Raw genomic sequence first — 21,392 nt, 5'->3', positions numbered from 1 at the left:
TACAATTGGAATCGCGGGTGTTCCCCGTTTTTATTGAGCGTTTCCGGTATTTCGATTAGGCGCCTGCCGCCTTTTCCTCGCGCATCTGACGGATGACTTCCGTTGCAACGCGCATAGAATCGAGGGCGGCTGGTACGCCACAATAGATTGCAGCCTGAAGAATAACTTCGACGATTTCTTCTTCCGTAACGCCGTTATTCAGAGCGCCGCGAACATGAATCTTTACTTCATGCGGACGGTTCAATGCGGTCAGCATTGCGAGGTTGAGAAAGCTGCGGGTTTTGCGCTCCAGCCCCGGACGGGTCCAGATTTCACCCCAGCACCATTCAGTGACCAGCTTCTGCAATGGCGCAGTCAGATCGTCCGCACTGGCAAGCGAAGGCGCTACGTAGCCGTCACCAAGCACTTCACGTCTGACCTTCAGCCCTTTCTGGAATTGTTCACCGCTAAATTCGGGACGAGTCATGCATCTCTCCGTTAAGGTGGACAGTACGGCTGCTTCGTTCTTGTCGTCTTCCGTCAGATTGATTTTGCCGTCCTGATTTCCTCAAGGTTAGACATGCCGGGCTTGACCTGTCAATAGATTGTATGACAAGATTACGGTCATACTGAAAACAAAGTTCGGCAGTTTTTGGCAGACATCAACGTAAAGCGGGCAAATGATGGCGGCTCCAGCAGCAGAATTTAACGGCAAACCTGTGCCTTTTGAGCTTTACGCACTTCGTTACGCCACACATGGCGGGCGGATGGCACACGATAATTTTCTTCATGCCGACCCGCATGAGTCGGGCGAAAATCTGGATTATTTCATCTGGTTGGCGCGTCGGGGCGACGAAGTCTATGTCATTGATACGGGGTTTGGTCAGCAAGCAGCCGATGCGCGGGGGCGCACGCTTTTGCGTCGTCCCGTTGATGCACTTGCGCTGATGGATGTTGATGCTCAACAGGTCTGCGAGGTGATACTCACGCATCTCCATTACGACCATGCCGGAACGCTCGGCGATTTTCCGTCAGCGCACTTCCATCTTCAGGTCAATGAGGCAGGGCATGCGACAGGCCCATGTATGTGCGATCCAAAAGCACGTGCGCCGTTCGATGTTGAAAACATCGTCGACTATATCCGCACTCTTTATGCTGGCAGAATTGAGTTTCATCGTGGGGATAAGGAACTCGCATCGGGCATATGGCTGCATTCTGTGCCGGGCCATAGTGCAGGTTTGCAGGCAGTTCGCGTTTATACCAAACGCGGCTGGGTTGTTCTGGCGTCTGATGCGACGCATTTTTATGCCAATATGGAGCGTGAGAATCCGTTTCCTGTGCTATTTGACGAGGCAGCACTCATTCGTGGCTATGCCCGGCTGATTGAGCTGGCGCCAACCCTTGATCATATTGTGCCCGGGCATGATCCAGCGGTAATGCGTGCTTATTGCGCGCCCTCAGATGCGCTTGAAGGCGTTGTGGTTCGATTGGATGAAGAGCCAGTTCTCAAGTGGCAGGAGCTGGCAAAATGAGCTCGGATACAGGATGCGGTGTGCTGATCACAGGTTCGGCGCTTGGGTTGGGACTTGAGCTTGCTCGTGTATTTGCAAAGGCAAAAAACCGCGTTTTTCTTACGGATATTCGGCCGGAAGTGGTTGATGTTGCGCAGGCTTTATCCAACGAGACGGGCCAGCCAGTCGGCGCTGTAGCGCTAAATTTATCGCAAGAGGGTACTGCCGATGAGCTTGTGGTGCATGCTAAAGAACATTTAGGCAGCATCGATATTCTCATCAACAATGCTGTTATCCGTAAAATTTCACCGGTTCAATCGCTTGCGGATGCTGATTGGGATCGGGCGCTGGAAGTCAATCTTTCCGCTCCATTTCGGTTGATCCGGGCTTGTCTTCCGGACATGCAAAAGCGCGGCTGGGGCAGGATCATCAACATGGCCTCGGTTTACAGTCTGATCGCGCTTGCGGAGCGTGCTGATTATGTCACCACCAAACATGCAATGATTGGGCTTACGCGGACTGTGGCGCTTGAACTGGCTTCAACTGCAATCACCTGCAACGCTATTTGCCCAGGACTGATGGCGACAGATTCTGCCCGTGCGCGGATCAGTGCACTGGCCGTTGAAAAGGGCTTAAGCGAAGAAGAGGCAACAGACCTCTTTCTTTCAACCCGCCAGCCGGGTGGAAAGTTTATTCCAATGAACACGGTGACCGCACTTGCATTGTTTCTTTGTGGCTCTGCCAGCGAAGGCATCAATGGTGCGGCAATACCGGTAGATAATGGCTGGTCTTTTGCGTGACAGCGGGACCACGATAACAGGAGAGTGGAATGTCTGAAGTGGGTTTTGTTGGGCTAGGCAATATGGGGCGCCCAATGGCAGAGCGTATTATTGGTGCAGGCTATAAGCTTGTGGTCAATGATCGTGCAGAGGCTGCGGTTGCGGCTCTGACCGACGCCGGTGCAGATGCTGCCAATAGTCTTGAAGCGCTTTGTGCCCGCGTTGAAACTGTCTTTTTGTCCCTTCCAACACCTGAAGTTGTTCTGGCTGTCGGACGTTCCATTGCAGAAAATCCTGGGCGCGTGAAACGCGTTGTCGATCTTTCTACGACTGGGCCGAAGGCCGAAATGGATTTGGCCGAAATCCTGTCTGAAACTGGAATCGCCTTGGTAGACTGCCCTGTTTCTGGTGGTGTTGCAGGTGCGAAGAAGGGAACGCTTGCCTTGATGGCTGCTGGTCCATCTGCACATTTCGGCGTTGTTGAGCCGATGCTTTTGACGCTTGGTAAAGTGATCCGTGTCGCCGAAGAGCCCGGCAAGGCGCAGGTGATGAAACTCATCAACAATATTTGCTCTGCGGCAGCCCTTGCGATCACTTCTGAGGCGATGGTGATGGGGGCAAAAGCCGGACTTGATGCTGATGTTATGATCGAAGTGCTCAATGCCGGTTCGGGTCGTACATCGGCAAGTGTCGATAAAATTCCGCGTTTTGTGCTGCCACGCAGTTTTGATTTTGGCTTCGCAATCGCGCTTTCGCTTAAAGATATTCGCCTTTGCCTTGAGGAAGCCGAACGTCTTGGTGTGCCTATGCTGGTAGGTAATGCCGTGCGCATGCTGTTTTCCATTACCAAAGCTGATCTAGGGCCGGATGCAGATATGACTGCGATTATTCGTCCGCTGGAGCAGTGGGCGGATACGCAGGTGCGCGGCAAAGCGGCTGGCATCTGATATGGCGGATTTGAGCGCTACAATAGCCGAGTTTGTTCATTCGCCACCGGCAATGCCTGATGCCGTGCGCGCCGCCGGTCGGCGCTCGCTGCTTAATATGGTGGGCACGGCGATAGGCGGTTCAAATGAGGTTGCAGTCCAGAAGCTGGTGGCAATGCTGCCAGCTTTTTCCGGGCTTGCAACGGCAAGCCTTATCGGACGTTCAGAACGCGCTGATATGCTTTGGGCGGCTTATATTAATGCAGCATCAGCCAATATTTTTGATTTCGACGATACCCATGTTCCGACAGTTATTCACCCGTCTGCCCCTGTTGCACCCGCTGTCCTCGCATTAGCCGAGACGCTGGCCTTGGAGGGAAAGCCGGTATCAGGGCATGCGCTTATTGAAGCTTTCGTTCTTGGAGCGGAAGTCACTTGTCGGCTGGGGAATGCTTTGCACCCCGTTCACTATGCGCGTGGCTGGCATATCACATCGACGTGCGGTGTATTTGGCGCAGCACTTGCTGCTGGTCGTATCCTGGAGCTTTCTCCTGCGGAGCTTGTCGATGCTTTAGGACATGCACTCGCACAGGGGGCAGGTTCTGTCGAAACACTTGGTACGATGTCAAAAAGCCTCTCGGTGGGGCAGGCCGCGCGTGCTGGTTTGATGTCTGCGTTGCTGGCCGCCAACGGCTATACTGGGCCCGCATCACCGCTTGAGGGACCGCGAGGCTTTCTCGCACTGCACGCAGATGCCCCGGACTTTTCAGCTCTTACAGATGGGTTGGGAAGCCGCTGGGAGATTCTAAAAAACTCTTTCAAGCCTTATCCATGTGGTGTTGTTCTTAATCCGGTTATTGAGGCGTGCCTTACACTTCATGCGAAAGGAGATTTTCACGCCGACGATATTGCTTCGATAGTTTTAACCGGTCATCCCCTGCTGCGGCAGCGCACAGATCGCCCGAATGTCACCACGGGAAGGCTTTCGCAGGTGAGCGCGCAGCATGCTGTTGCGGTGAGTTTGCTGTGGGGCAGGGCCGATCTTGAGGCCTTTTCCGATCACGCGGTGCAGCATCCGAAGTTGAAGGATTTGGCGTCAAAGCTTTCATTTTTGGATGATCCTTCTTTTACATTCGAAGCTGCTGAAGTTTGTCTTCTGTTGCAGGACGGACGCAAAATTCAGCACAGGATTGATGCCGCCAAAGGTGGGTTGGATTATCCGATGACGGATGCCGATCTTGCAGCAAAACTTCGAGCGCAGATTAGCTGGCGCGGTATCGATCTGGATGCCGATATGCTGATCGCTTCGCTTGAAACGGTCGAAGATGCTGTTGATGGCGCGGCTTTTCTTGCAAACACACGAAAATCACAAACATCAATGGGAGAGTGATATGAGCTTAGGGAAAATTGCTGATCCAATCTTCACGCTGACAACAGGCCCTGTGGATGCCTATCCGGCAGTGCTGCGTGCGCTGTCTCGGCCTGTTCTTTATGATTATGATCCGGCGTTTCTGGCATTTTACGAATCGGTGAATGTAAAGGTGCAACGCGCCTTTCATACGAATACGCCGCCGGTCATCCTTCAGGGCGAGCCGGTGCTTGGACTGGAAGCGGCTGCTGCCTCACTGATTACCCGGAACGATGTCGTGCTTAATCTCGTTTCGGGTGTTTATGGCAAAGGCTTTGGCTATTGGGCGGCACGTTATGCAAAGGAAGTCGTTGAACTGACTGTACCCTATAATGAAGTGCTGACAGCAGATGCTGTGGCGGATTTTTTAAAGAAGCGGCCAGATGTTGCCGTGGTTTCGATTTGTCATCACGATACTCCCTCTGGCACGGTCAATCCGGTTGCGGAAATTGGTGCTGTTGTAAGAGCTGCAGGCAAACTGTTCATCGTGGATTCCGTTTCGGCTTTTGGCGGAATGGATGTTTTGCCAGAGACATCATTTGCCGATATTTTTGTAACTGGCCCAAATAAATGTCTGGGTTGTCCGCCCGGATTGACACTGCTGCATGTGAGCGATGCGGCATGGGAGAAAATGGCAGCCAATCCTGAGGTGCCCCGTGCTTCAATTCTTTCGATTATTGATTGGAAAGACGCATATAAGGCAGAGCGCTCATTTCCCTTTACGCCTTCGGTTTCCGAGATCAATGGGCTTGGTGCGGCGCTTGATATTTATTTGGATGAAGGCGAGGAAAATGTGTGGGCACGTCATGCACTCACAGCAAAGGCTTGTCGGGCGGGGGTGCAGGCGGCAGGGCTGAAACTCTGGGCCGCTCGTGAAGAGATAGCATCTGCAACCTGCACAGCCGTGGCGATTCCTGAAGGCATTGACGAAGCGAAGCTGCGCGCTTCGATCCGTGATGTTTATGGGGTGGTGTTCTCATCCGGTCGTGGTGAAACACTCGGAAAACTGACCCGGATCGGCCATATGGGACCAACTGCTCGACCGACTTATTCTCTTATATCCGTTGCGGCAATTGCTGGAGGTCTCAAGGCCGCGGGTGTCGAGGGGATTAATGTGGGCGCGGGCGTTGCGGCTGCGATGGCGGTTATAGAAGCAGCACAAAATTGAAGCTTTGCACGCCAAACAGGCATTGTCGGAAATCTAATGCTTTCAAAACAAGCAATTAGCGTATAGTAATACGGTAATATCGCTCCCCATGTACCAAAAGGGGTATAAACTTATGACTATATCCATGAACGGAAAAACTCCGCCTATTGATTTTAAAGTCGTCAAGGCTGCTGCACCAGTTCGTCATAGTGTGACGGAAAGCATTCGCAATTCGATTGCAGTGGGGTATTTTACGGCAGGTCAGCGCATTACCGAACGCGATCTGTGTGAGATGACAGGTGTTAGCCGTACAGCTGTGCGCGAGGCACTTCGTCAGCTTGAAAGCGAAGGCCTTGTTGAGGTCGTACCGCATCGCGGGCCGATTGTGGCACGCTTGAAGCCAGAGCAGGCTGAAGGTATCTATCAGGTTCGTGTTGAACTTGAAGGACTTGCCTGTGAGCTGTTTGCTCGCAATGCAACCGATGAGGATATAGAAGCGCTCAAAGCTGCTTTTGAAGTGCTCAAGCAAGGTGACAAAATCACCGATCCACTAGAACGCTTGCAAGCCAAGAACGCTTTTTATGATTGCCTGATTTTTGGCGCGCATAATGAAGCGCTTGGTCATACGCTGTCATCGTTGAACGCACGTGTTATGGTTTTGCGGGCGACATCGCTGGGCGCGCCGGGACGGACGCGCGAAAGTCTGGCTGAACTTGAAGAGGTGGTTGGCCATCTTGCGGCCAGACGTGGCAAGGAAGCGCGCAAGGCGGCGGCTTATCACGTTATGAACGCGGGTAAGGTTGCAATTGCTATTCTGCGGGAACGCATTGCAGAAGAGGCTGATGCCTGAAATACGATGCCGGGGCTGTGCCCCGGCATTTTCATTTTGCGCTCTATATCCCCGGTGTTGCGCCGCCATCGACATTGATGACTGTTCCATGCACATAAGCAGCCGCTGGGCTGCACAGGAAGCGCACCACGCTTGCCACTTCATCTGCCTCGCCATAACGCTGGATGCCCTGTGCCTCGCGGATTTCTTCGCGTGCTGCTTCAATGGAAATATCGCGTTCTTTGGACAATACTTCGATCCGCTGGCTTAAACGATCAGTCACGATGTGGCCGGGACAAAGCGTGTTGATGCGCATGCCTGTTCCCTGCGCACGTTTGGAAATTGCCTTTGTAAAGTTGATAAGCGCCGAATTGACCGATCCGCCGATGGTAAAATCCGGTTCAGGTGTATGTGCACCAACCCCTGATATGTTTATGATACTGCCCTTGCTCTGAGACAGCGCATCCCATGCGGCACGACAAAACCGAACGGTTGAATGGAATTTGAGAGCAAATCCCTCATGGAAATCTTCATCTGTCAGCGATAAGAAATCGCCACGCTTGGTTGCGCCCGCATTGTTGATCAGAGCATCAATTCGTCCTGTTGCTGCGAGCGTTTCGGTGACGACTTTTTCAGCTACGCCTGCCTGCGAAAGATCAGCAGCAATGATAACAATCTGCGGCGAGCCAGCTGCGCGGACAAGCTCCGCGGTCTCTTCCAATGCTGCGTGATCACGAGCGCAAAGGCTCAGTGCGAATCCGTCTTTTGCCAGGCCTATTGCAAAAGCTCTACCCAATCCACGGCTTGCTCCAGTCACAATTGCAGTGCGCATTTTTTACTCTCTCGTGAGTGCTCCTGATGCCATTTCAGATTTTTCTTTTTAAATACAGATAGATGAAAGAAAAACCGTAAAATCACCCTCAGTTGATTTTTCATTATTGTATTACGGTATGATCATGCTATCGTATTCTCGCACTGTCAATCGGGGTTGCAGCTTTTGAGCTACTGAGATCATCTGATCAGTCTGCCTCAAAAGCCTCCCTTCGGGAACTGAGGCGTCAGATGCACGGCTGTGGTGAATTAAAAGTCAGCTTGAATGCGGTCTGCTACAAGGCCGTGCACCGGGTCGTCGCTGTATCCGCTGCGCAGCGCAAATGGACTGGTTTTGGGATAATGCCCGAATGTCGCTCAATCGGAATTTCTGCCCGTGTTGCCCAGTCGTTCCCTTTATGGCCACACCAGATGCGTTGCACCGCCATTTCGTTGCCGACTGTATTGAGCTGGAAAACGTTCCCGTTTTTTACATCGACGCCAAAACTGAATGACCGGCTGGCGCCTGGGGCGACTTCACCAAGGTCGGCTGAAAACCAATGTGCGATGGAAGCAGAGCAGACCAATGCGGATTTGCCACTGTTTTCAACCGTAATGTCAAGCGATTGGCTGTTGGCTGTGGCAGATGCCGCGTTTAATCCAAGAATTGCTGTAGCAAGAAAGGTGAGGTGAGTTTTCATTTTGAAAAAGTTCTCCCGGTTATACTTCAAAAATCATCCGGGATTGAAGAAATAGTCAACAAAAATCTATAAGTGGGAACAATAAAATGAGAAAAATAATAGCAGGAACAGTCAGCAGTGCTGCACTGGCTCTCGCCTTGAGTGGCTGGATGGCTGGCAGCGCTTTGGCCGAGGAAATTACATCCATCGCTATCCTGGCCCCGGAGATGGGAACCGATATGGGTTGGAATCAGCAAGGTGTTGATGCTGCGAAGGCAGCAGGGGAGGCCGCTGGTGTGAAGGTGATTGTTGCCGAAAACCTGGGTTATGGTGATGTTCGTCCGACACTGCGCGAACTTGCTGAAGACGGCGCTGGTCTGCTGATCGCGCACGCATCCGGTTATAATACAGCCGCACCGGAAATCGGTGCTGAAATGAATATTCCAGTCGCTATTGTTGATAGTCCGGACAAGCTCGCTGAAGGCAAGATTGCCGATTATACCGCAGCGGGCAGTGACGGCGCGTATCTTGCGGGCCGTCTGGCCGCCAAGATGAGCAGAACCAAAGTTGTTGGTATTGTTGTCTCTGGTGAACCACCATCGTGGAACAATATGTCCGTGGCATTTGCGCAGGGCGTTAAGGCCGAAAATCCAGCCGTTGAAGTTCGCTATGCCGTGATTGGACCGGCTGCCTATGCTGATGCTGCCGGTGGTAAGCGCGTGGCTGAAACCGTTATCGCTTCGGGCGCTGATATTATCTTTGGACAAGGTAATGGTTCGAGTTTCGGTATGTTGCAGGCTGTTGAAACGACGCCAGCCACCGATGGCGGAAAAGCTTACTTTATCGATGTGATCGGCGATAAAACGTCGATTGACAAAGGCAATCTTCTTTCTTCGGTTATATGGGATCTGACGCCGGTTTATACCGCGATGATCAAGGACGTTAAGGACGGGAAATACGGTAGCCACAACTACAATATCAAGCTCAGCGATGGTAGTCTTCGGCTTCTGAAGACTAAAAACATACCGGATGATGTCTGGAAAGAAATGGAAGCTCTTCAGGCTGACGTTGTTTCGGGTGCTATCAAGGTAGAGCCGAAGTTTGACGCAGACAGTGTTCATGCACTGGTAAAAACTGTCGCCTCCAAGTGAGCCAGCCTGCTCTTAAAATCGTCTTGCTAGCGTTTGTCATACTGCCATTAAACTGGGTTGTTTGATGACGTCAGCAGTTCACGAAAGCCGTGTTGGATCGCGTTTTTAGTCGATCCAGCACGATGTGATGGGACGGATTTGCATGAAGGATAGTGAGATGCAGGCGTCAGCAGAAAATGTAGCCTTTCCACCGAATTCGACTGCGAAGCCATTTGTGGGGCTGCGTGGTATAACCAAGCGCTTTCCCGGAGTGATCGCCAATAATAATGTGAGCACAGATATATGGCCGGGCGAAGTTCATGTTTTGCTTGGTGAAAACGGTGCTGGAAAATCGACTCTGGTCGGTATGTTGTCGGGGCTTCAGCAGCCGGATGATGGTGTGATCGAAATTGACGGCTCAGCAGTTCACATAACATCGCCCCGCCACGCTCTTACACTGGGGATAGGAACTGTGTTTCAGCACTCCATGCTGGTACCAAGTCTGACTGTCGTTGATAACTTTACCCTTGGTGGTAAATGGTGGCGGAAACCTGATCGCAGCGGCTTTGCAAAGCGTATCAATGAAACAGCAAGCCGTATCGGTCTGCGTGTTGATCCTTTTGCACTGGTTTCCAGCCTTTCGCTTGGCGAGCGCCAGCAGGTTGAGATTTTGCGCGCTTTAATGCGCGGCAGTCGCTGTCTCATCCTGGACGAGGCAACTGCCATGCTAACGCCCAACGAAGCCGTTTCTCTCGGGCAGTTGATGCGGCGATTGGTTGCCGAAGGGCTGGCGGTGATATTCATTACGCATAAGCTCAATGAAGCGCTTGCCTATGGCGACAGGATTTCGGTCTTGCGCCTTGGTAAAAATGCCGGTTCCATTACGCCTGAGGAACTCAATGCCAATAGTGATCGGCAGAATACGGCCAATATCATCCGTCTGATGTTTGGCCAGTCTGCAACCGATGATAGCGCCATCAACGATCGTGCTGTCCGAGAATTGGGTTCTGTGGTGTTGGAGGTTTCAAAGCTGAATTCAAACGCGGGCCGTATTCCGGTTCGCGACGTTTCAATCGTGCTCAGATCGAAGGAGATCCTGGGTATTGCCGGCATCGATGGCAATGGTCAGAAAGAATTGGCGGAAGCTTTGGCCGGACAAATAGCTTCTTCAGGAAGCGTAATGCTGCATGGTGCAGAAATCGGCGCGCTTACAGTGGGAGAACGCCGTGCAGCCGGTTTGCGTTATGTGACGGATGACCGGCTGGGTGAGGGGACCGTTGGGGCATTCGCTGTCGCAACCAACTTTCTGCTCAAGGATATTGGCGCCTCTCCTTTTTGGAAAAAGGGTGTTGAAAAGCCGCAATCCATTCGGTCACAGGCTCAGGAGCACGTGCGTAACTTTGATATTCGCACACCGGATGTTCTTACGCCTGTTGGAACATTGTCGGGTGGCAATATTCAAAAAGTCCTGCTGGCACGCGAACTGACCGGATCTGCCGATGCGGTTATCTTTGCAAAGCCGACCTATGGGCTTGATGTGAAAAATATACGTGCCACACGCCAGCGCATCCGCGATGCAGCAGATGCTGGCAAAGCAGTTTTGCTTATCTCGACAGACCTCGACGAGCTTCTTGAGCTTGCTGATCGCGTTGCCGTTATTGATCAGGGCAGGCTTGTTGGCACGGTTCAGAATGGTGTGGGCGCGCGCGACGCAATCGGTCGCCTGATGAGTACCGGAGAAGAAGAATGAGCGATCAACAGGCTGGCACGGTTGGAATGGTAAGCCCAACTCTACGTTCGCCCTTCGCAGGCTTGGGGAAAATACTGGCTGTCAGCATTGGCCCGCTGATTGCCGCACTGGTTCTTGGCGGGCTTATCCTTCTTGCCATGGGCGTCAATCCGTTAAGTTATTACGCCTATGTTGTCGAGCGAGCCATATTGTCTCCCTCAGGCCTGTCGGCGACGCTTACCCGTATGGGACCATTTCTCCTGATTGCTGCGAGTCTGATAGTCGCTTTTCGTGCTGGCATCTGGAATTTGGGTGGTGACGGGCAGTTTTTGCTCGCGGCCGTTATTGTTGCAGCAACAACGCCTTTGATGCATGCGGCGGGGCTTCCGATCTGGCTTAATCTGGCTGTGGGTCTGATTATAGGTCTGGTGATTGGTGCTCTTTGGGGGCTTTTGCCTGCCATGCTCAAGGCTTGGCATGGTATCAATGAAATCATCACAACCTTGATGATGAGCTTTCTGGGTGTTTCGCTTGCCAATGTTCTGGTCAAACTGGCATTTCTTGACCCGGCAACCACAACGCCACAAACCCGCACATTGCCGGTTGATGCACGACTGCCTAAGCTGTTTGACACGACCATATCGACAGGATTGATCATTGGCCTGGTTGTCATCATTGCGATGCATCTGATGATGACGCGCACTTCTTTTGGTATGAAGTTGCGTCTGGTGGGTGCCAATCCGCGCGCGGCTGTTCATGCCGGCCTCTCTGTGCCTAAACTGACCATTGCGGTTTTCGCCATCTCTGCTGGTCTTGCCGGCCTTTCGGGTGCTGTCGATATTTTGGGAACGCAGGGGAATGTGCGTGCAGACTGGAACCCGGCTTATAGTCTCACTGTCGTGCCGCTGGTTTTCCTCGCTCGCCTGAATGGTTTCGGCTCAATCGCTTATGTCTTTCTGTTTTCAGCACTGACAATTGGCGGTGAGAGTGCCGCTCGTCGTTTGGGCGTGCCCAGTTTCTTCTCGCTGGTTATCGTTGCTCTTTTGCTGATTACGCTGGCACTTGCTGAATATATCGACAAACGCCGTCAGTACCGTGCGAAGATCTAAGGAAAGAATATGTCACTTTTTACTGAAAGTTTCATCATCACTTTGTTTCTTGGGGCGATCGCTGCGGGAACGCCACTGTTGCTGGCCGGACTTGGGGAACAGCTTTCCGAGAAGGCAGGCGTGCTTAATATTGGTCTTGAAGGCATGATACTTGCGGGTGCTTATGCAGGGTTTCTTGTTGCTTGGAGCACAGGCAATATGGGGCTGGGGTTTATCGGCGGCGCTGCAGCTGGTGCCTTTGTTGCTGCATTCATGGCTTTGCTTTGTGTGCGCTTAGGCCTCAATCAGATTGTTATAGGCATTGCGCTAACCCTTGCAGTGCAAGGGCTGACTGCTCTTCTGCATTTTGTGCAGTTTTCGCGTAGTTATCCTCGTCTGGACGGTGCTGCCAAATGGCCGATATGGCCACTTTCTGAAATTCCGGTGCTGGGCCCTATCCTGTTTAACCATAACCCGATTGTGTATCTGGCTGTTGCGCTGGTCGCTGTTTTTGCCTGGATTTATAGAATGACTCATTGGGGTACGGCGTTGCAGGCGGCTGGTGACAAGCCTGCGGCATTGGATGCAACAGGCGTAGATGTGGTACGGACCCGCAGCACCGCCGTATTGATAACGGGAGCGCTTGCCGGTCTTGGCGGTGCTTTTATGTCGGTAGCAGTTGCAGGTGTATTCATTCCGTTTATGAGCCACGGCAATGGCTTCATTGCGATCGTTTTAGCAATGCTGGCACGAGGCAGGCCATTGTGGGTGTTGGGCGGGGCGCTTCTCTTTGGTGCGAGCCTTTCTCTGACGACAGCTTTGCAGGTCGCAGGCGTCAATGTGCCGACCGATATTATTCAGATGCTGCCATTCGTTATGGTGATGTTGGTGCTGTTAATTGCAGGGCGAAAGGCCAGTCTTCCGCAGGCATTGGGCGAAAGCTTCGTGCGCGGGGCACGCTAGGCATTGGGGCTGAAATATGGGTACTGAAAGCGCCGTTGTTTCTAAGTCTGTCATAAAGCCAATTGAGATTGTGCGGAGTGGCAATCTGACAGGCAGTTGTCTGGCGCGAGGTGTGATTGCTTTGGGAAATTTTGATGGCTTTCATTTAGGCCATCAACTCCTCATCCGAAAGGCAAGGCAAATTGCAGGGCAAACATGCCCGGTGGCAATCATGTCGGTGGAACCGCATCCGCGCCAGTTCTTCAATCCTGATATGGCCATAGGAAGACTGGCGCTTCCCGAGCAGAAGCACCAAAGAGCTGAAATGTTGGGTGTTGATTATATTTTCGAGCCAACATTTGATAAAGAGTTTGCTTCACTGACGCCCGAGGCTTTCGTTTACGACGTGCTTCATAAAAAGCTTGATGTTTCTCATGTGATTGTGGGCGAGAATTTCCGCTTCGGCGCGGGCAGGAGGGGAGATTGTGCCGCGCTAAAGGAATTGGCGGCAAAGTATAACATGAGTGTCGATGTTATTCTGTTGCAGTCAGAATTTTCGTCTACGCGGGTTCGCGCAGCATTAGGTGCGGGCGATCTCAGTTCCGCGCAACGATGCTTGGGGAGGGCTTGGGAAGCCAATGTGATTTCACGCAATGGAAGTCTTTATTTGGCGGAGGGGCTCATTCGTCCCCGTGGTGGATGGTATATTTTGAAGAACACGCTTTTAGATTCTGAATTTGTCGCCCAAATAACGAGTGACGGAAGAATTATTTCTCAAGCGTTATGTTCAGAGCAGGTTAGATTTATCACGCGCCTTTTCGATTAGGCGGTATATGTGAGGCCACGTCGGCGTCACAAGCCCAATCAGCAAGAACTTTGCCTGCAGGTAAACCGATGACGAGTTCACAGGCGAGCACCATATCCTTTTCCTTTTCATAGACCCTAATTCTCAAAATTTTAGGTATCCAGCAAATCAGAGGCGGTTCAGAGTAACCAATTTAGCGGCCGTTACTTGATGTCCGGCTTTAATTACAAATAGATGCTGCACTTATGGCTGTGCTCGCGCCAATCATATACGAAGCTGATCAAAATAGTTGTTTCATTGCCTTCAATGTCGAGCGAAATTTTATTTAAAAAATATAAACTGTTTTATCATGTGAGAATAAGATTAATTACAGTGTGAGTTTTTGGCGATGACATACGCCTTGTGGTGGAGATATTGCAGAGGTTCGAAGCAGGGCAGAAGAAGGAGAATTGAGGGGTGCAAGGTGAACGCATTGCCACACCTTGAGAAATATCAAAGCACTTTCAATGTCTTATAATGAAATTGAGAAAAGGTTGGAGGCCTCACCCGGAATCGAACCGGGGTGCAAGGATTTGCAGTCCTCTGCGTAACCACTCCGCCATGAGGCCATCCGTAAGAGGCATGTCAAATCAGCAAATGCTCTCTTGAGAAGTTCCAATATTGATAGAGATGCGCTTCGTCAAGGCGTTACCGGCGCGTGAGAGACTTTTCTCCAGCACTTTCCTAAAGGTATTGTGAAAAGGGGCTAATCTTCTGGATCGCGATCCGGCGGAGTCTGTGGACGTGCAAGGCTGCCTTTGGAAAACGTGTAGCCTGTTTCCACCGCATTATTTCCAAACTTGTTGCGCAGACGGTCAATAGCGCCTTCCGTGACAGCACGCTTTGTAGCCTGCGTATCGACAAGGTCTGGCGGATCGGCACGGTCATCCGTGGAGAGCTCACCAACGCCAATGCCGAGCAATCTGAATTTGGTCCCATCCAGTTCTTTTTCGAGAAGCTGCAGACCTGTGCGGAAAATACGGTCGGCAAGCTTTGTCGGGTCCGCCAGCTGTCGATTTCGCGTGCGCAGTTTGAAGTCCTGAGTTTTGAGTTTAAGCACGATCGTGCGCCCCGCAATATTGCCGGACTTCAGGCGTCGAGATACTTTTTCCGACAGCGCTCGTAGCACAGGCACGAGGTCGCTCGCTTCAGAAAGGTCTTTGTTGAACGTTGTTTCAGCCGAAACGCTTTTCATATCATGTTCAGGTTCAACTTTGCGGCTATCCTGTCCACGCGACAGTCTGAAAAGCCGCTGGCCCATTGTGCCATAGGCTTTCATAAGTGTGCCCTCATCCATGGTTTGAAGCTGGCCTATGGTGCGAATACCGTCGCTCTCAAGCTTCGCATTGAAGGATTTTCCAACCCCCCAGATCATGCTTGTTGGCTTGTCGCGCAGAAATTCAAGTGCCTCTGCCTCGCCTATGACAGAAAACCCACGGGGCTTTTCAAGATCTGATGCGACTTTGGCCAGATATTTGCAATAGGACAGCCCCACAGAGATCGTGATGCCGATCTCGTCTTCGACTCGCTTGGCAAAGCGCGCCAGTATGATCGCCGCAGGCGCACGGTGCAGTCTTTCTGTGCCGCCAAGATCAAGGAATGCTTCATCAATGGATATGGGTTCGACGAGCGGCGTGAGATCATGCATCAGCTGGCGAACTTCACGTCCGACACGTGCATATTTTTCCATATTCGGTGTGACGACGACAGCCTGTGGGCAGGCTTCCAGAGCTTTATACATCGGCATGGCAGAGCGTACGCCATGAATGCGGGCTATGTAGCAGGCCGTGGAAACAACACCGCGCTTGCCGCCACCGATAATGAGCGGCTTATCGCGAAGGTCGGGATTGTCGCGCTTTTCAACCGAAGCATAAAACGCATCGCAATCCACGTGGGCGAGTGAGAGTTTGTAAAGTTCGGTATGCCGCACCAGACGCGGGCTGCCACAACTACGGCAACGCCGCGCAGACTCAGCCTTTTGCAGCGATAGACAATCGCGGCAGAAGCCGAACTCTGGACTGTTAACGGCAAATGGCTCGGTCATGGCTGTGTGCGGTTTGATGAACATAAAAGGAACATCGTTTATAGCACCAATGTACGATAATGCTATCGTCACTCTGCTATCCTGTTCGCTCTGCACTTGACATTGGCAAAGATATCACCAAGTTTAGCAGTATGAACAATCGTTTTGCTTCCATACTCCATCGGGTTCAGCCGATCACGGGATAGCAACCCTCGAGTCCTGCTTAGCGCAGAGGATTCTGGGGGACGGTTTGCCGCTCACCTTCAAGCGGAATTACTAAAAGCGCTTTCTTTAAAAATTCAAACAGTTGCTCCGGGCCAGTCGAGTTACGGAGGACAATCATCATTAGGCAGCAGTGAGCTATCGTCATGAATGCAAAGAATCGCAAAAAGCCAAAGATCGTCGTCAGTGATCTTGATCACGAACGGCTGACAATTCTGGCCGGCAACGTCTCCGAAAAACTGGAGGAGGTTGCTGAGGAGTTACTGCAGGAACTGGACCGCGCCAAGGTGGTTCCGTTCAAGAAATTGCCGGCAGATGTCGTTCACATGGGGTCGACGGTCGAGTTCCGCTCCAATGATGGACATGAGCGTAAAGTCACGCTGGTTTATCCGGGCGAGGCCGATATTGCGCAGGGTCGAATCTCTATCCTGACACCAATTGGTACAGCATTGATTGGTCTTACGCCGGGACAGTCCATGTCTTGGGTTGCACGTGACGGAAAGACGCATGAGCTGAGTGTTCTCAGCGTGTCGCACACCGAAGCTGCAAGCGCCTGATTTTCTTTTAGAGCGCATCCCGGAAACTGTGAAACAGTTTTCGGACAAAGATGCGCGTTAAAATAAGGGATCAGAGCGTTGATCTGATTCAATCAGATCGAAACGCGCTCTAAGCGATAGAACTGATAAGGCCCTGTTTTTGCGGGGCTTTTTATTAAAAATGTTGGTTTAGTCCGCCCGGCAGAAGTACCGCTGCTTTTTCAATTGTCACCGGGTCACGCGCGGTTTCCTGGCAAAAACGCATCAGTGTGGGTTCGTGTCCAAGATAAAATTGCAGAACGCCAGCCAAAAAGCCGGGCTCCTGGGCCGCGGAGCGGATTGAAGAAGCCTCTATACCGGTCAAAGCGAGAAAGCGGGACATCAGTTCCTTGTCTTGTGCGAGCCACATCAGCGCTTCAACTGCAACGTTTTCCGCATCCGTCTTGCTCATGAGCGTCTTCATGGGCTGTCTCCATTCTTCGAATATGCTTGCTTTTATCCCCCACGCTTCAGTGCTTCAATGCAAGATGGAAGGAATATTTGCCTTTCGTCAATGAAATGCGCTTAAACTCAGGAATTCCATAGGGGTGTAATGGGCAGATCAACCTGTCTTGCGACGGATAAGAATTAGGCCAGGGAATATTCGATGACTAAAACTGTGATGATCGTCGAGGACAACGAACTCAATATGAAGTTGTTTCGCGATCTTATCGAAGCCAGCGGATATGAAACCATCAGGACCCGGAATGGTCTTGAAGCGCTTGATCTTGCCCGCGAGCATAGGCCCGATCTCATTTTGATGGATATTCAGCTTCCTGAAGTCTCCGGTCTGGAAGTCACCAAGTGGCTTAAGGATGATGACGAACTCAAGCATATTCCGGTGATTGCGGTCACGGCATTTGCGATGAAGGGAGATGAGGAGCGCATCCGGCAGGGCGGCTGCGAGGCTTATATATCAAAACCTATTTCGGTTCCGCGTTTTATCGAAACCATAAAATCATATTTGGGAGACGCTTAGAGCGGTCTTTATTATAAGGGCACAGAGGGGGCGGGAATTGGGGGCAGTGTATTATGACAGCAAGAATTCTCGTCGTTGACGCTGAGGAAACACACGTAAAGCTGCTCGAAGCGCTGCTGCTGAGCGAGTATTACGAAGTTATTACAGCCAATAATGGTGCTGAGGCGATTGAAATCTGTCTTGGTGGTCAGATTGATGTGATCATTCTCGATGTTTTGATTCCGGGTATTGAGGGGTTTGAGGTTTGTCGTCGTTTGAAGGATGATCCGCGAACGACCAATATTCCTGTTATCATCCTGACCGCGCTCAGCAGTGCGGAAGACAAGATCATGGGGCTTGAGGCGGGAGCGGACGATTTCATGTCCAAGCCGGTCAAGGATTCCCAACTTCTTTCACGTGTGAAAAGCCTTGCCCGGCTTAAAATGGTGTCTGACGAGTTGTTTCAGCGCACCGGCACTGTGGCGGATACGGAAGTGGAAGCTCTGCTTGCGGCGAAACTTTCCGGTCGCTTTGGGGCCGGTGAGGACGCAGCGCGCATTCTCGTGGTCGATGAGAACGAGCTGGCAGCCGCTCGGCTGCGCTTGATTCTGGGCGAAGATTATTTTGTTGATGTTGCGCATGATGCCAATGACGCTCTCATCAAGGCGATCGAGAACGACTATGACAGCATCGTCATTTCGGCAGACTTCATCTATTACGATCCTTTGCGGCTCTGCTCTCAGATGCGCACCATTGAACGCACGCGGCTTGTTCCCATCATTCTTATTGTGAATGAAGAAGAAGGCTCTCTGGTGGTGCGTGCGCTTGAACTGGGGGTGAATGATTATGTGATGCGTCCGCTGGAGAAGCTTGAGCTTTATGCGCGGCTGCGGACGCAGATCAAACGTAAATGTTATAATGATCTTTTGCGGCAGAGCTTGAACCGTACAATCACCATGGCGGTCACGGACAGCCTCACTGGGCTGCATAACCGCCGTTATCTGGATACCCACATGCCGGTGCTATTGTCTCGCGCTATGGGGCGTGAGCGGCCATTATCAGTCATCATGGTGGACTTCGACCATTTCAAGCGCGTCAATGACAAATACGGTCATGATGGCGGTGATGATGTACTGCGTGAATTCTCATCGCGGTTGCGCACGCAAATTCGCGGCATGGATGTAATGTGTCGCTATGGCGGCGAAGAGTTTGCTGTGGTGCTTCCCGATACGGATCTTGCATCTGCTGCGGCCGTCGCGGAGCGTCTGCGTGAGGCAATCGCTGCGAAGCCTTTTGTGATTGCGCGCGGCAAGCATGAGATCACCATGACGATCAGCATCGGGATTGCAGCCTTGCGGCTGATGGGGGGGGATAGTGTTGAAGCGCTTTTCGCACGCACCGATGCAGCTCTTTATGAGGCCAAGAAAAAAGGCCGCAACAGGGTTGTCCTGTCGGCTGCATGATATTGAATAAAAGCCAACAAAAAAGCCGCCTCGAAAGAGACGGCTTTTTGATTCCTGCCAGTGGACTGGCGTCGGAAACGAATTACTTGATCTTCGTTTCCTTGAACTCGACGTGCTTGCGCGCAATCGGGTCGTATTTTGTCTTTGTCATCTTATCCGTCATCGTGCGGCTGTTCTTCTTCGTTACGTAGAAGAAGCCGGTGTCAGCGGTCGACAAAAGCTTGATCTTGATGGTCGTAGCCTTGGCCATATCGAAATACCTGCTCTTTCATGATTAAACCGCTGCGAGTCTCGCCAGTTGGCCAGAAGCGGAAATTCGGCGCGACACTACGGATTAAGGGGGAAAAGTCAACCCCGCTTCTTTCTTTGAACAAGCCTAATCGCAGCAAAGAGTGCGAAAGCCGCAAAAAACATGCCAAGAGTGAGCGGAAAACCCTTTGTACCCATGGCATCCATGCCCACACCGACCACTTGTGGCCCTGCCAACATGCCGATGGCATAGCAAAAGATGAAGGCGGCGTTGGCGGATGCGAGTTCGCGTCCGGTGAGTTCAGAGCCGAGATGGGCGAGGCCAACAGTATAGAGTCCGGCGACAACGCCGCCCCATAGAAACAAAACCCCTGCCATCAGATACCAGTTGCTCATAAGATAAGGCAGCGCGATCATGCCCAAGAGCCCGGTTACGGCACAAAACAGCAGCAGTTTACGGCGGTCGGAAATACGGTCGCTGACGATGCCAAGCGGAATTTGCATAAGCACATTGCCAAGCCCGATCATGGTCAATAAGAGCGCTGCATCACCCTCCGTATAGCCGACCTTTGCGCCGAACACCGGAAACAGCGCAAAGCCGCCCGTTTCAACGGCGCCAAACACAAACACGGCCATTGTTGCCGTGGGAACAGCAAAAATGAAGGGCAGGAAGGGAACGTGCTCACCTTCCTCAAAATCCGGGCTGTCGCGCCATGCAATAAGCACCGGAATTGTAGCAATCAGGATGATTGCGAAGCCGACATAGAAGGGCAGGCCACCGGCGCTGCCAATTTTCGAGAACAGCCAGGGGCCAAATGCGAAACCGAGCGAGAGCGATGTCGCATAGATTCCGAGCACCAATCCCCGTTTTTCGGGCGGTGCGGAGGCATTGATCCAGTATTCGGACAGAACGAACAGCACCGTCAACGCAAAATGCAGCACGATTCGCAGAGCAAACCATGCCCAAAGCGGTTGCAGAAAGTGAAATCCGACAAAAGCGATGCTGCCGATGACCAGCATCAACACGATGGCCTTGGCCACACCAAGGCGGGCAGCAATCGGTGCGGCAAGCGGCGCTGCAACAATCGATGCAAGGCCCGCAACAGCAGTGTTTGCCCCGATAAGGCTGGCGGAATAGCCGCGGCTTTCAAGCAGCACGCTCAAAAGCGGAATGCCAAGCCCGATAGCGGCACCCATAGCGCTGATCGTAGCGATCGCTGCGGCAAGCGAGCGCCAATGCAACTGCCCCTGAGGGTTCCTGCCGTTTGGTTCCTGAGGAATGCTCTCAGCAGGATAGATTTCTTTATTCATAAGGTCAGATCACTTCACGCACAAAGCGGCCATGCCGCTTGCTGTATTGCGCCACAGGAAGAGTGACGGGCAGGTCAAACCGGCTTTGCGAGAGCAGCATTCGTGCTTCCTTCAGAATGGCTTGCGTAATGCGGGCAACGTCGAGTTTATCAACATCATCAATGGCGACCCAATCCAAATCTTCCAATTCTCCGCTTGGGACAAGTGCTGAGCTTTCCAGTCCCGGTAAACTGTCGCGAAATGCGATGAAAAATCGCGTATCGAATCGACGAATATTGCCTGGTGGTGTCACAGCACGGGCGAAATAGCGCAGATCGCCAAGTGCAGGCAATGCGCCACGCTCAAGGAATGCACACCAATCCTTATTATCAGGCATTATTATGGTGTTTGATGACAGTTGTTTGCGAGACGAGGCTTCGGCTGTGGCTTCGGCTGTGACGCGGCGTGCAATCCGCAACCCCGTTTCCTCAAATGTTTCGCGGATGGCACAAAGCCCAAGCGCGCGTGCCCGACGCAATGTTGCCCGAGCACCCATGCCGGAAAGCAGTTTCTGTGTGTCATCCTCTGTCAGTTCGCTTGCGGCGGCGATGGCACCATCTTCCGCATCGGCTCTGCCGCCGGGGAAGACGAATTTTCCCGGCATGAAAACCAGACTGGGGTGGCGCCGCCCCATAAGAATACGCGGTGTGTTGCCTGTGCGGTCAATCAACACCAAGGATGCGGCATCGCAGGGCCGCAATGCTGGCTTGGGAGAGGTCGGCTTTGAAGGGGCGCAGGCTGTCACGGTAG

Annotated in this window: 22 protein-coding genes and 1 tRNA gene; 14 read left to right on the top strand and 9 right to left on the bottom strand. The window is 52.2% G+C overall.

Features of this window, described 5'->3' with window-relative positions:
• Positions 1-55 precede the first annotated feature (55 nt).
• Positions 56-466: a carboxymuconolactone decarboxylase family protein gene (locus OPR82_RS20040; protein WP_095448583.1), complete on the bottom strand. Its 411-nt coding sequence runs from the start codon at positions 464-466 to the stop codon at positions 56-58.
• Between the two features lie 193 nt (positions 467-659).
• Here OPR82_RS20040 and OPR82_RS20035 point away from each other — a divergent pair, with 193 nt between their 5' ends.
• The 6 genes from OPR82_RS20035 to OPR82_RS20010 all read left to right on the top strand — a co-directional run bounded on the left by OPR82_RS20035 (position 660) and on the right by OPR82_RS20010 (position 6,600).
• Positions 660-1,511, top strand: coding sequence for an N-acyl homoserine lactonase family protein (locus OPR82_RS20035; RefSeq protein WP_265986664.1), 852 nt, complete (start codon positions 660-662; stop codon positions 1,509-1,511).
• Positions 1,508-2,290, top strand: coding sequence for an SDR family NAD(P)-dependent oxidoreductase (locus tag OPR82_RS20030; protein ID WP_265986662.1), 783 nt, complete (start codon positions 1,508-1,510; stop codon positions 2,288-2,290). Before OPR82_RS20035 ends, OPR82_RS20030 begins: the two co-directional genes overlap by 4 nt.
• Before the next feature lie 29 nt (positions 2,291-2,319).
• A complete protein-coding gene (locus tag OPR82_RS20025; RefSeq protein ID WP_265986661.1) occupies positions 2,320-3,216 on the top strand; it encodes an NAD(P)-dependent oxidoreductase in 897 nt (298 codons plus the stop codon).
• A gap of 1 nt (position 3,217) precedes the next feature.
• Positions 3,218-4,585 (top strand): MmgE/PrpD family protein, encoded by a 1,368-nt coding sequence (locus OPR82_RS20020; protein ID WP_265986660.1) that lies wholly within the window; start codon positions 3,218-3,220, stop codon positions 4,583-4,585.
• A gap of 1 nt (position 4,586) precedes the next feature.
• The gene (gene ppaT, locus OPR82_RS20015; RefSeq protein ID WP_265986659.1) at positions 4,587-5,771 is read left to right on the top strand and encodes a pyridoxamine--pyruvate transaminase; all 1,185 of its coding nucleotides are present in this window, start codon (positions 4,587-4,589) and stop codon (positions 5,769-5,771) included.
• Between the two features lie 124 nt (positions 5,772-5,895).
• Positions 5,896-6,600: a GntR family transcriptional regulator gene (locus OPR82_RS20010; protein ID WP_265986658.1), complete on the top strand. Its 705-nt coding sequence runs from the start codon at positions 5,896-5,898 to the stop codon at positions 6,598-6,600.
• A gap of 43 nt (positions 6,601-6,643) precedes the next feature.
• Here OPR82_RS20010 and OPR82_RS20005 read toward each other — a convergent pair whose 3' ends face one another.
• Together OPR82_RS20005 and OPR82_RS20000 are read right to left on the bottom strand one after the other, a co-directional pair.
• On the bottom strand, positions 6,644-7,411 hold the full coding sequence (locus OPR82_RS20005; RefSeq protein WP_265986657.1) for an SDR family oxidoreductase: 768 nt from the start codon (positions 7,409-7,411) through the stop codon (positions 6,644-6,646).
• Positions 7,412-7,685: 274 nt separating this feature from the next.
• Positions 7,686-8,090, bottom strand: a complete 405-nt coding sequence (locus OPR82_RS20000; protein WP_265986655.1) for a hypothetical protein — start codon at positions 8,088-8,090, stop codon at positions 7,686-7,688.
• 86 nt (positions 8,091-8,176) lie between these two features.
• On the opposite strand from OPR82_RS20000, the gene OPR82_RS19995 reads away from it, so the two are divergent.
• The 5 genes from OPR82_RS19995 to OPR82_RS19975 all read left to right on the top strand — a co-directional run bounded on the left by OPR82_RS19995 (position 8,177) and on the right by OPR82_RS19975 (position 13,784).
• On the top strand, positions 8,177-9,220 hold the full coding sequence (locus tag OPR82_RS19995; protein WP_265986653.1) for a putative B6 ABC transporter substrate-binding protein: 1,044 nt from the start codon (positions 8,177-8,179) through the stop codon (positions 9,218-9,220).
• A 157-nt stretch (positions 9,221-9,377) separates the two neighbouring features.
• Positions 9,378-10,949, top strand: a complete 1,572-nt coding sequence (locus OPR82_RS19990) for a putative B6 ABC transporter ATP-binding protein (RefSeq protein WP_265986651.1) — start codon at positions 9,378-9,380, stop codon at positions 10,947-10,949.
• Complete coding sequence (locus OPR82_RS19985; RefSeq protein ID WP_265986649.1) at positions 10,946-12,037, top strand: putative B6 ABC transporter permease subunit 2; 1,092 nt, start codon at positions 10,946-10,948, stop codon at positions 12,035-12,037. Before OPR82_RS19990 ends, OPR82_RS19985 begins: the two co-directional genes overlap by 4 nt.
• A gap of 9 nt (positions 12,038-12,046) precedes the next feature.
• A complete protein-coding gene (locus tag OPR82_RS19980; protein WP_265986647.1) occupies positions 12,047-12,979 on the top strand; it encodes a putative B6 ABC transporter permease subunit 1 in 933 nt (310 codons plus the stop codon).
• 16 nt (positions 12,980-12,995) lie between these two features.
• Positions 12,996-13,784 carry an adenylyltransferase/cytidyltransferase family protein gene (locus tag OPR82_RS19975; RefSeq protein WP_265986646.1) on the top strand — a complete coding sequence of 263 codons (789 nt, stop codon included), beginning with the start codon at positions 12,996-12,998 and terminating at the stop codon, positions 13,782-13,784.
• Between the two features lie 513 nt (positions 13,785-14,297).
• Here the strand turns inward: OPR82_RS19975 and OPR82_RS19970 are convergent.
• A tRNA-Cys gene (locus OPR82_RS19970) sits at positions 14,298-14,371 on the bottom strand.
• A gap of 137 nt (positions 14,372-14,508) precedes the next feature.
• On the bottom strand, positions 14,509-15,846 hold the full coding sequence (locus tag OPR82_RS19965; RefSeq protein WP_265986697.1) for a DNA polymerase IV: 1,338 nt from the start codon (positions 15,844-15,846) through the stop codon (positions 14,509-14,511).
• A gap of 347 nt (positions 15,847-16,193) precedes the next feature.
• Here OPR82_RS19965 and rnk point away from each other — a divergent pair, with 347 nt between their 5' ends.
• The gene (gene rnk, locus OPR82_RS19960) at positions 16,194-16,604 is read left to right on the top strand and encodes a nucleoside diphosphate kinase regulator (RefSeq protein WP_265986645.1); all 411 of its coding nucleotides are present in this window, start codon (positions 16,194-16,196) and stop codon (positions 16,602-16,604) included.
• Between the two features lie 154 nt (positions 16,605-16,758).
• On the opposite strand, the gene OPR82_RS19955 is transcribed toward rnk, so the two are convergent.
• On the bottom strand, positions 16,759-17,046 hold the full coding sequence (locus tag OPR82_RS19955) for a DUF3572 domain-containing protein (protein ID WP_265986644.1): 288 nt from the start codon (positions 17,044-17,046) through the stop codon (positions 16,759-16,761).
• 183 nt (positions 17,047-17,229) lie between these two features.
• Here OPR82_RS19955 and OPR82_RS19950 point away from each other — a divergent pair, with 183 nt between their 5' ends.
• A complete protein-coding gene (locus OPR82_RS19950) occupies positions 17,230-17,601 on the top strand; it encodes a response regulator (protein WP_265986643.1) in 372 nt (123 codons plus the stop codon).
• A 53-nt stretch (positions 17,602-17,654) separates the two neighbouring features.
• Positions 17,655-19,043 (top strand): PleD family two-component system response regulator, encoded by a 1,389-nt coding sequence (locus tag OPR82_RS19945; RefSeq protein WP_265986642.1) that lies wholly within the window; start codon positions 17,655-17,657, stop codon positions 19,041-19,043.
• Between the two features lie 82 nt (positions 19,044-19,125).
• Here OPR82_RS19945 and rpmG read toward each other — a convergent pair whose 3' ends face one another.
• From rpmG to OPR82_RS19930, 3 genes are all read right to left on the bottom strand, one after another.
• Complete coding sequence (gene rpmG, locus OPR82_RS19940) at positions 19,126-19,293, bottom strand: 50S ribosomal protein L33 (RefSeq protein ID WP_140903472.1); 168 nt, start codon at positions 19,291-19,293, stop codon at positions 19,126-19,128.
• 98 nt (positions 19,294-19,391) lie between these two features.
• On the bottom strand, positions 19,392-20,534 hold the full coding sequence (locus tag OPR82_RS19935; RefSeq protein WP_265986695.1) for an MFS transporter: 1,143 nt from the start codon (positions 20,532-20,534) through the stop codon (positions 19,392-19,394).
• A gap of 73 nt (positions 20,535-20,607) precedes the next feature.
• Positions 20,608-21,246 carry an NUDIX hydrolase gene (locus tag OPR82_RS19930; RefSeq protein WP_265986693.1) on the bottom strand — a complete coding sequence of 213 codons (639 nt, stop codon included), beginning with the start codon at positions 21,244-21,246 and terminating at the stop codon, positions 20,608-20,610.
• Positions 21,247-21,392: the final 146 nt, after the last annotated feature.

Source organism: Ochrobactrum chromiisoli, assembly GCF_026241335.1.
In the GTDB taxonomy this organism is placed as follows: domain Bacteria; phylum Pseudomonadota; class Alphaproteobacteria; order Rhizobiales; family Rhizobiaceae; genus Brucella; species Brucella chromiisoli.
Note: the sequence above shows the minus strand (reverse complement) of the source record. Positions and strands in the feature narration are given on the sequence as shown.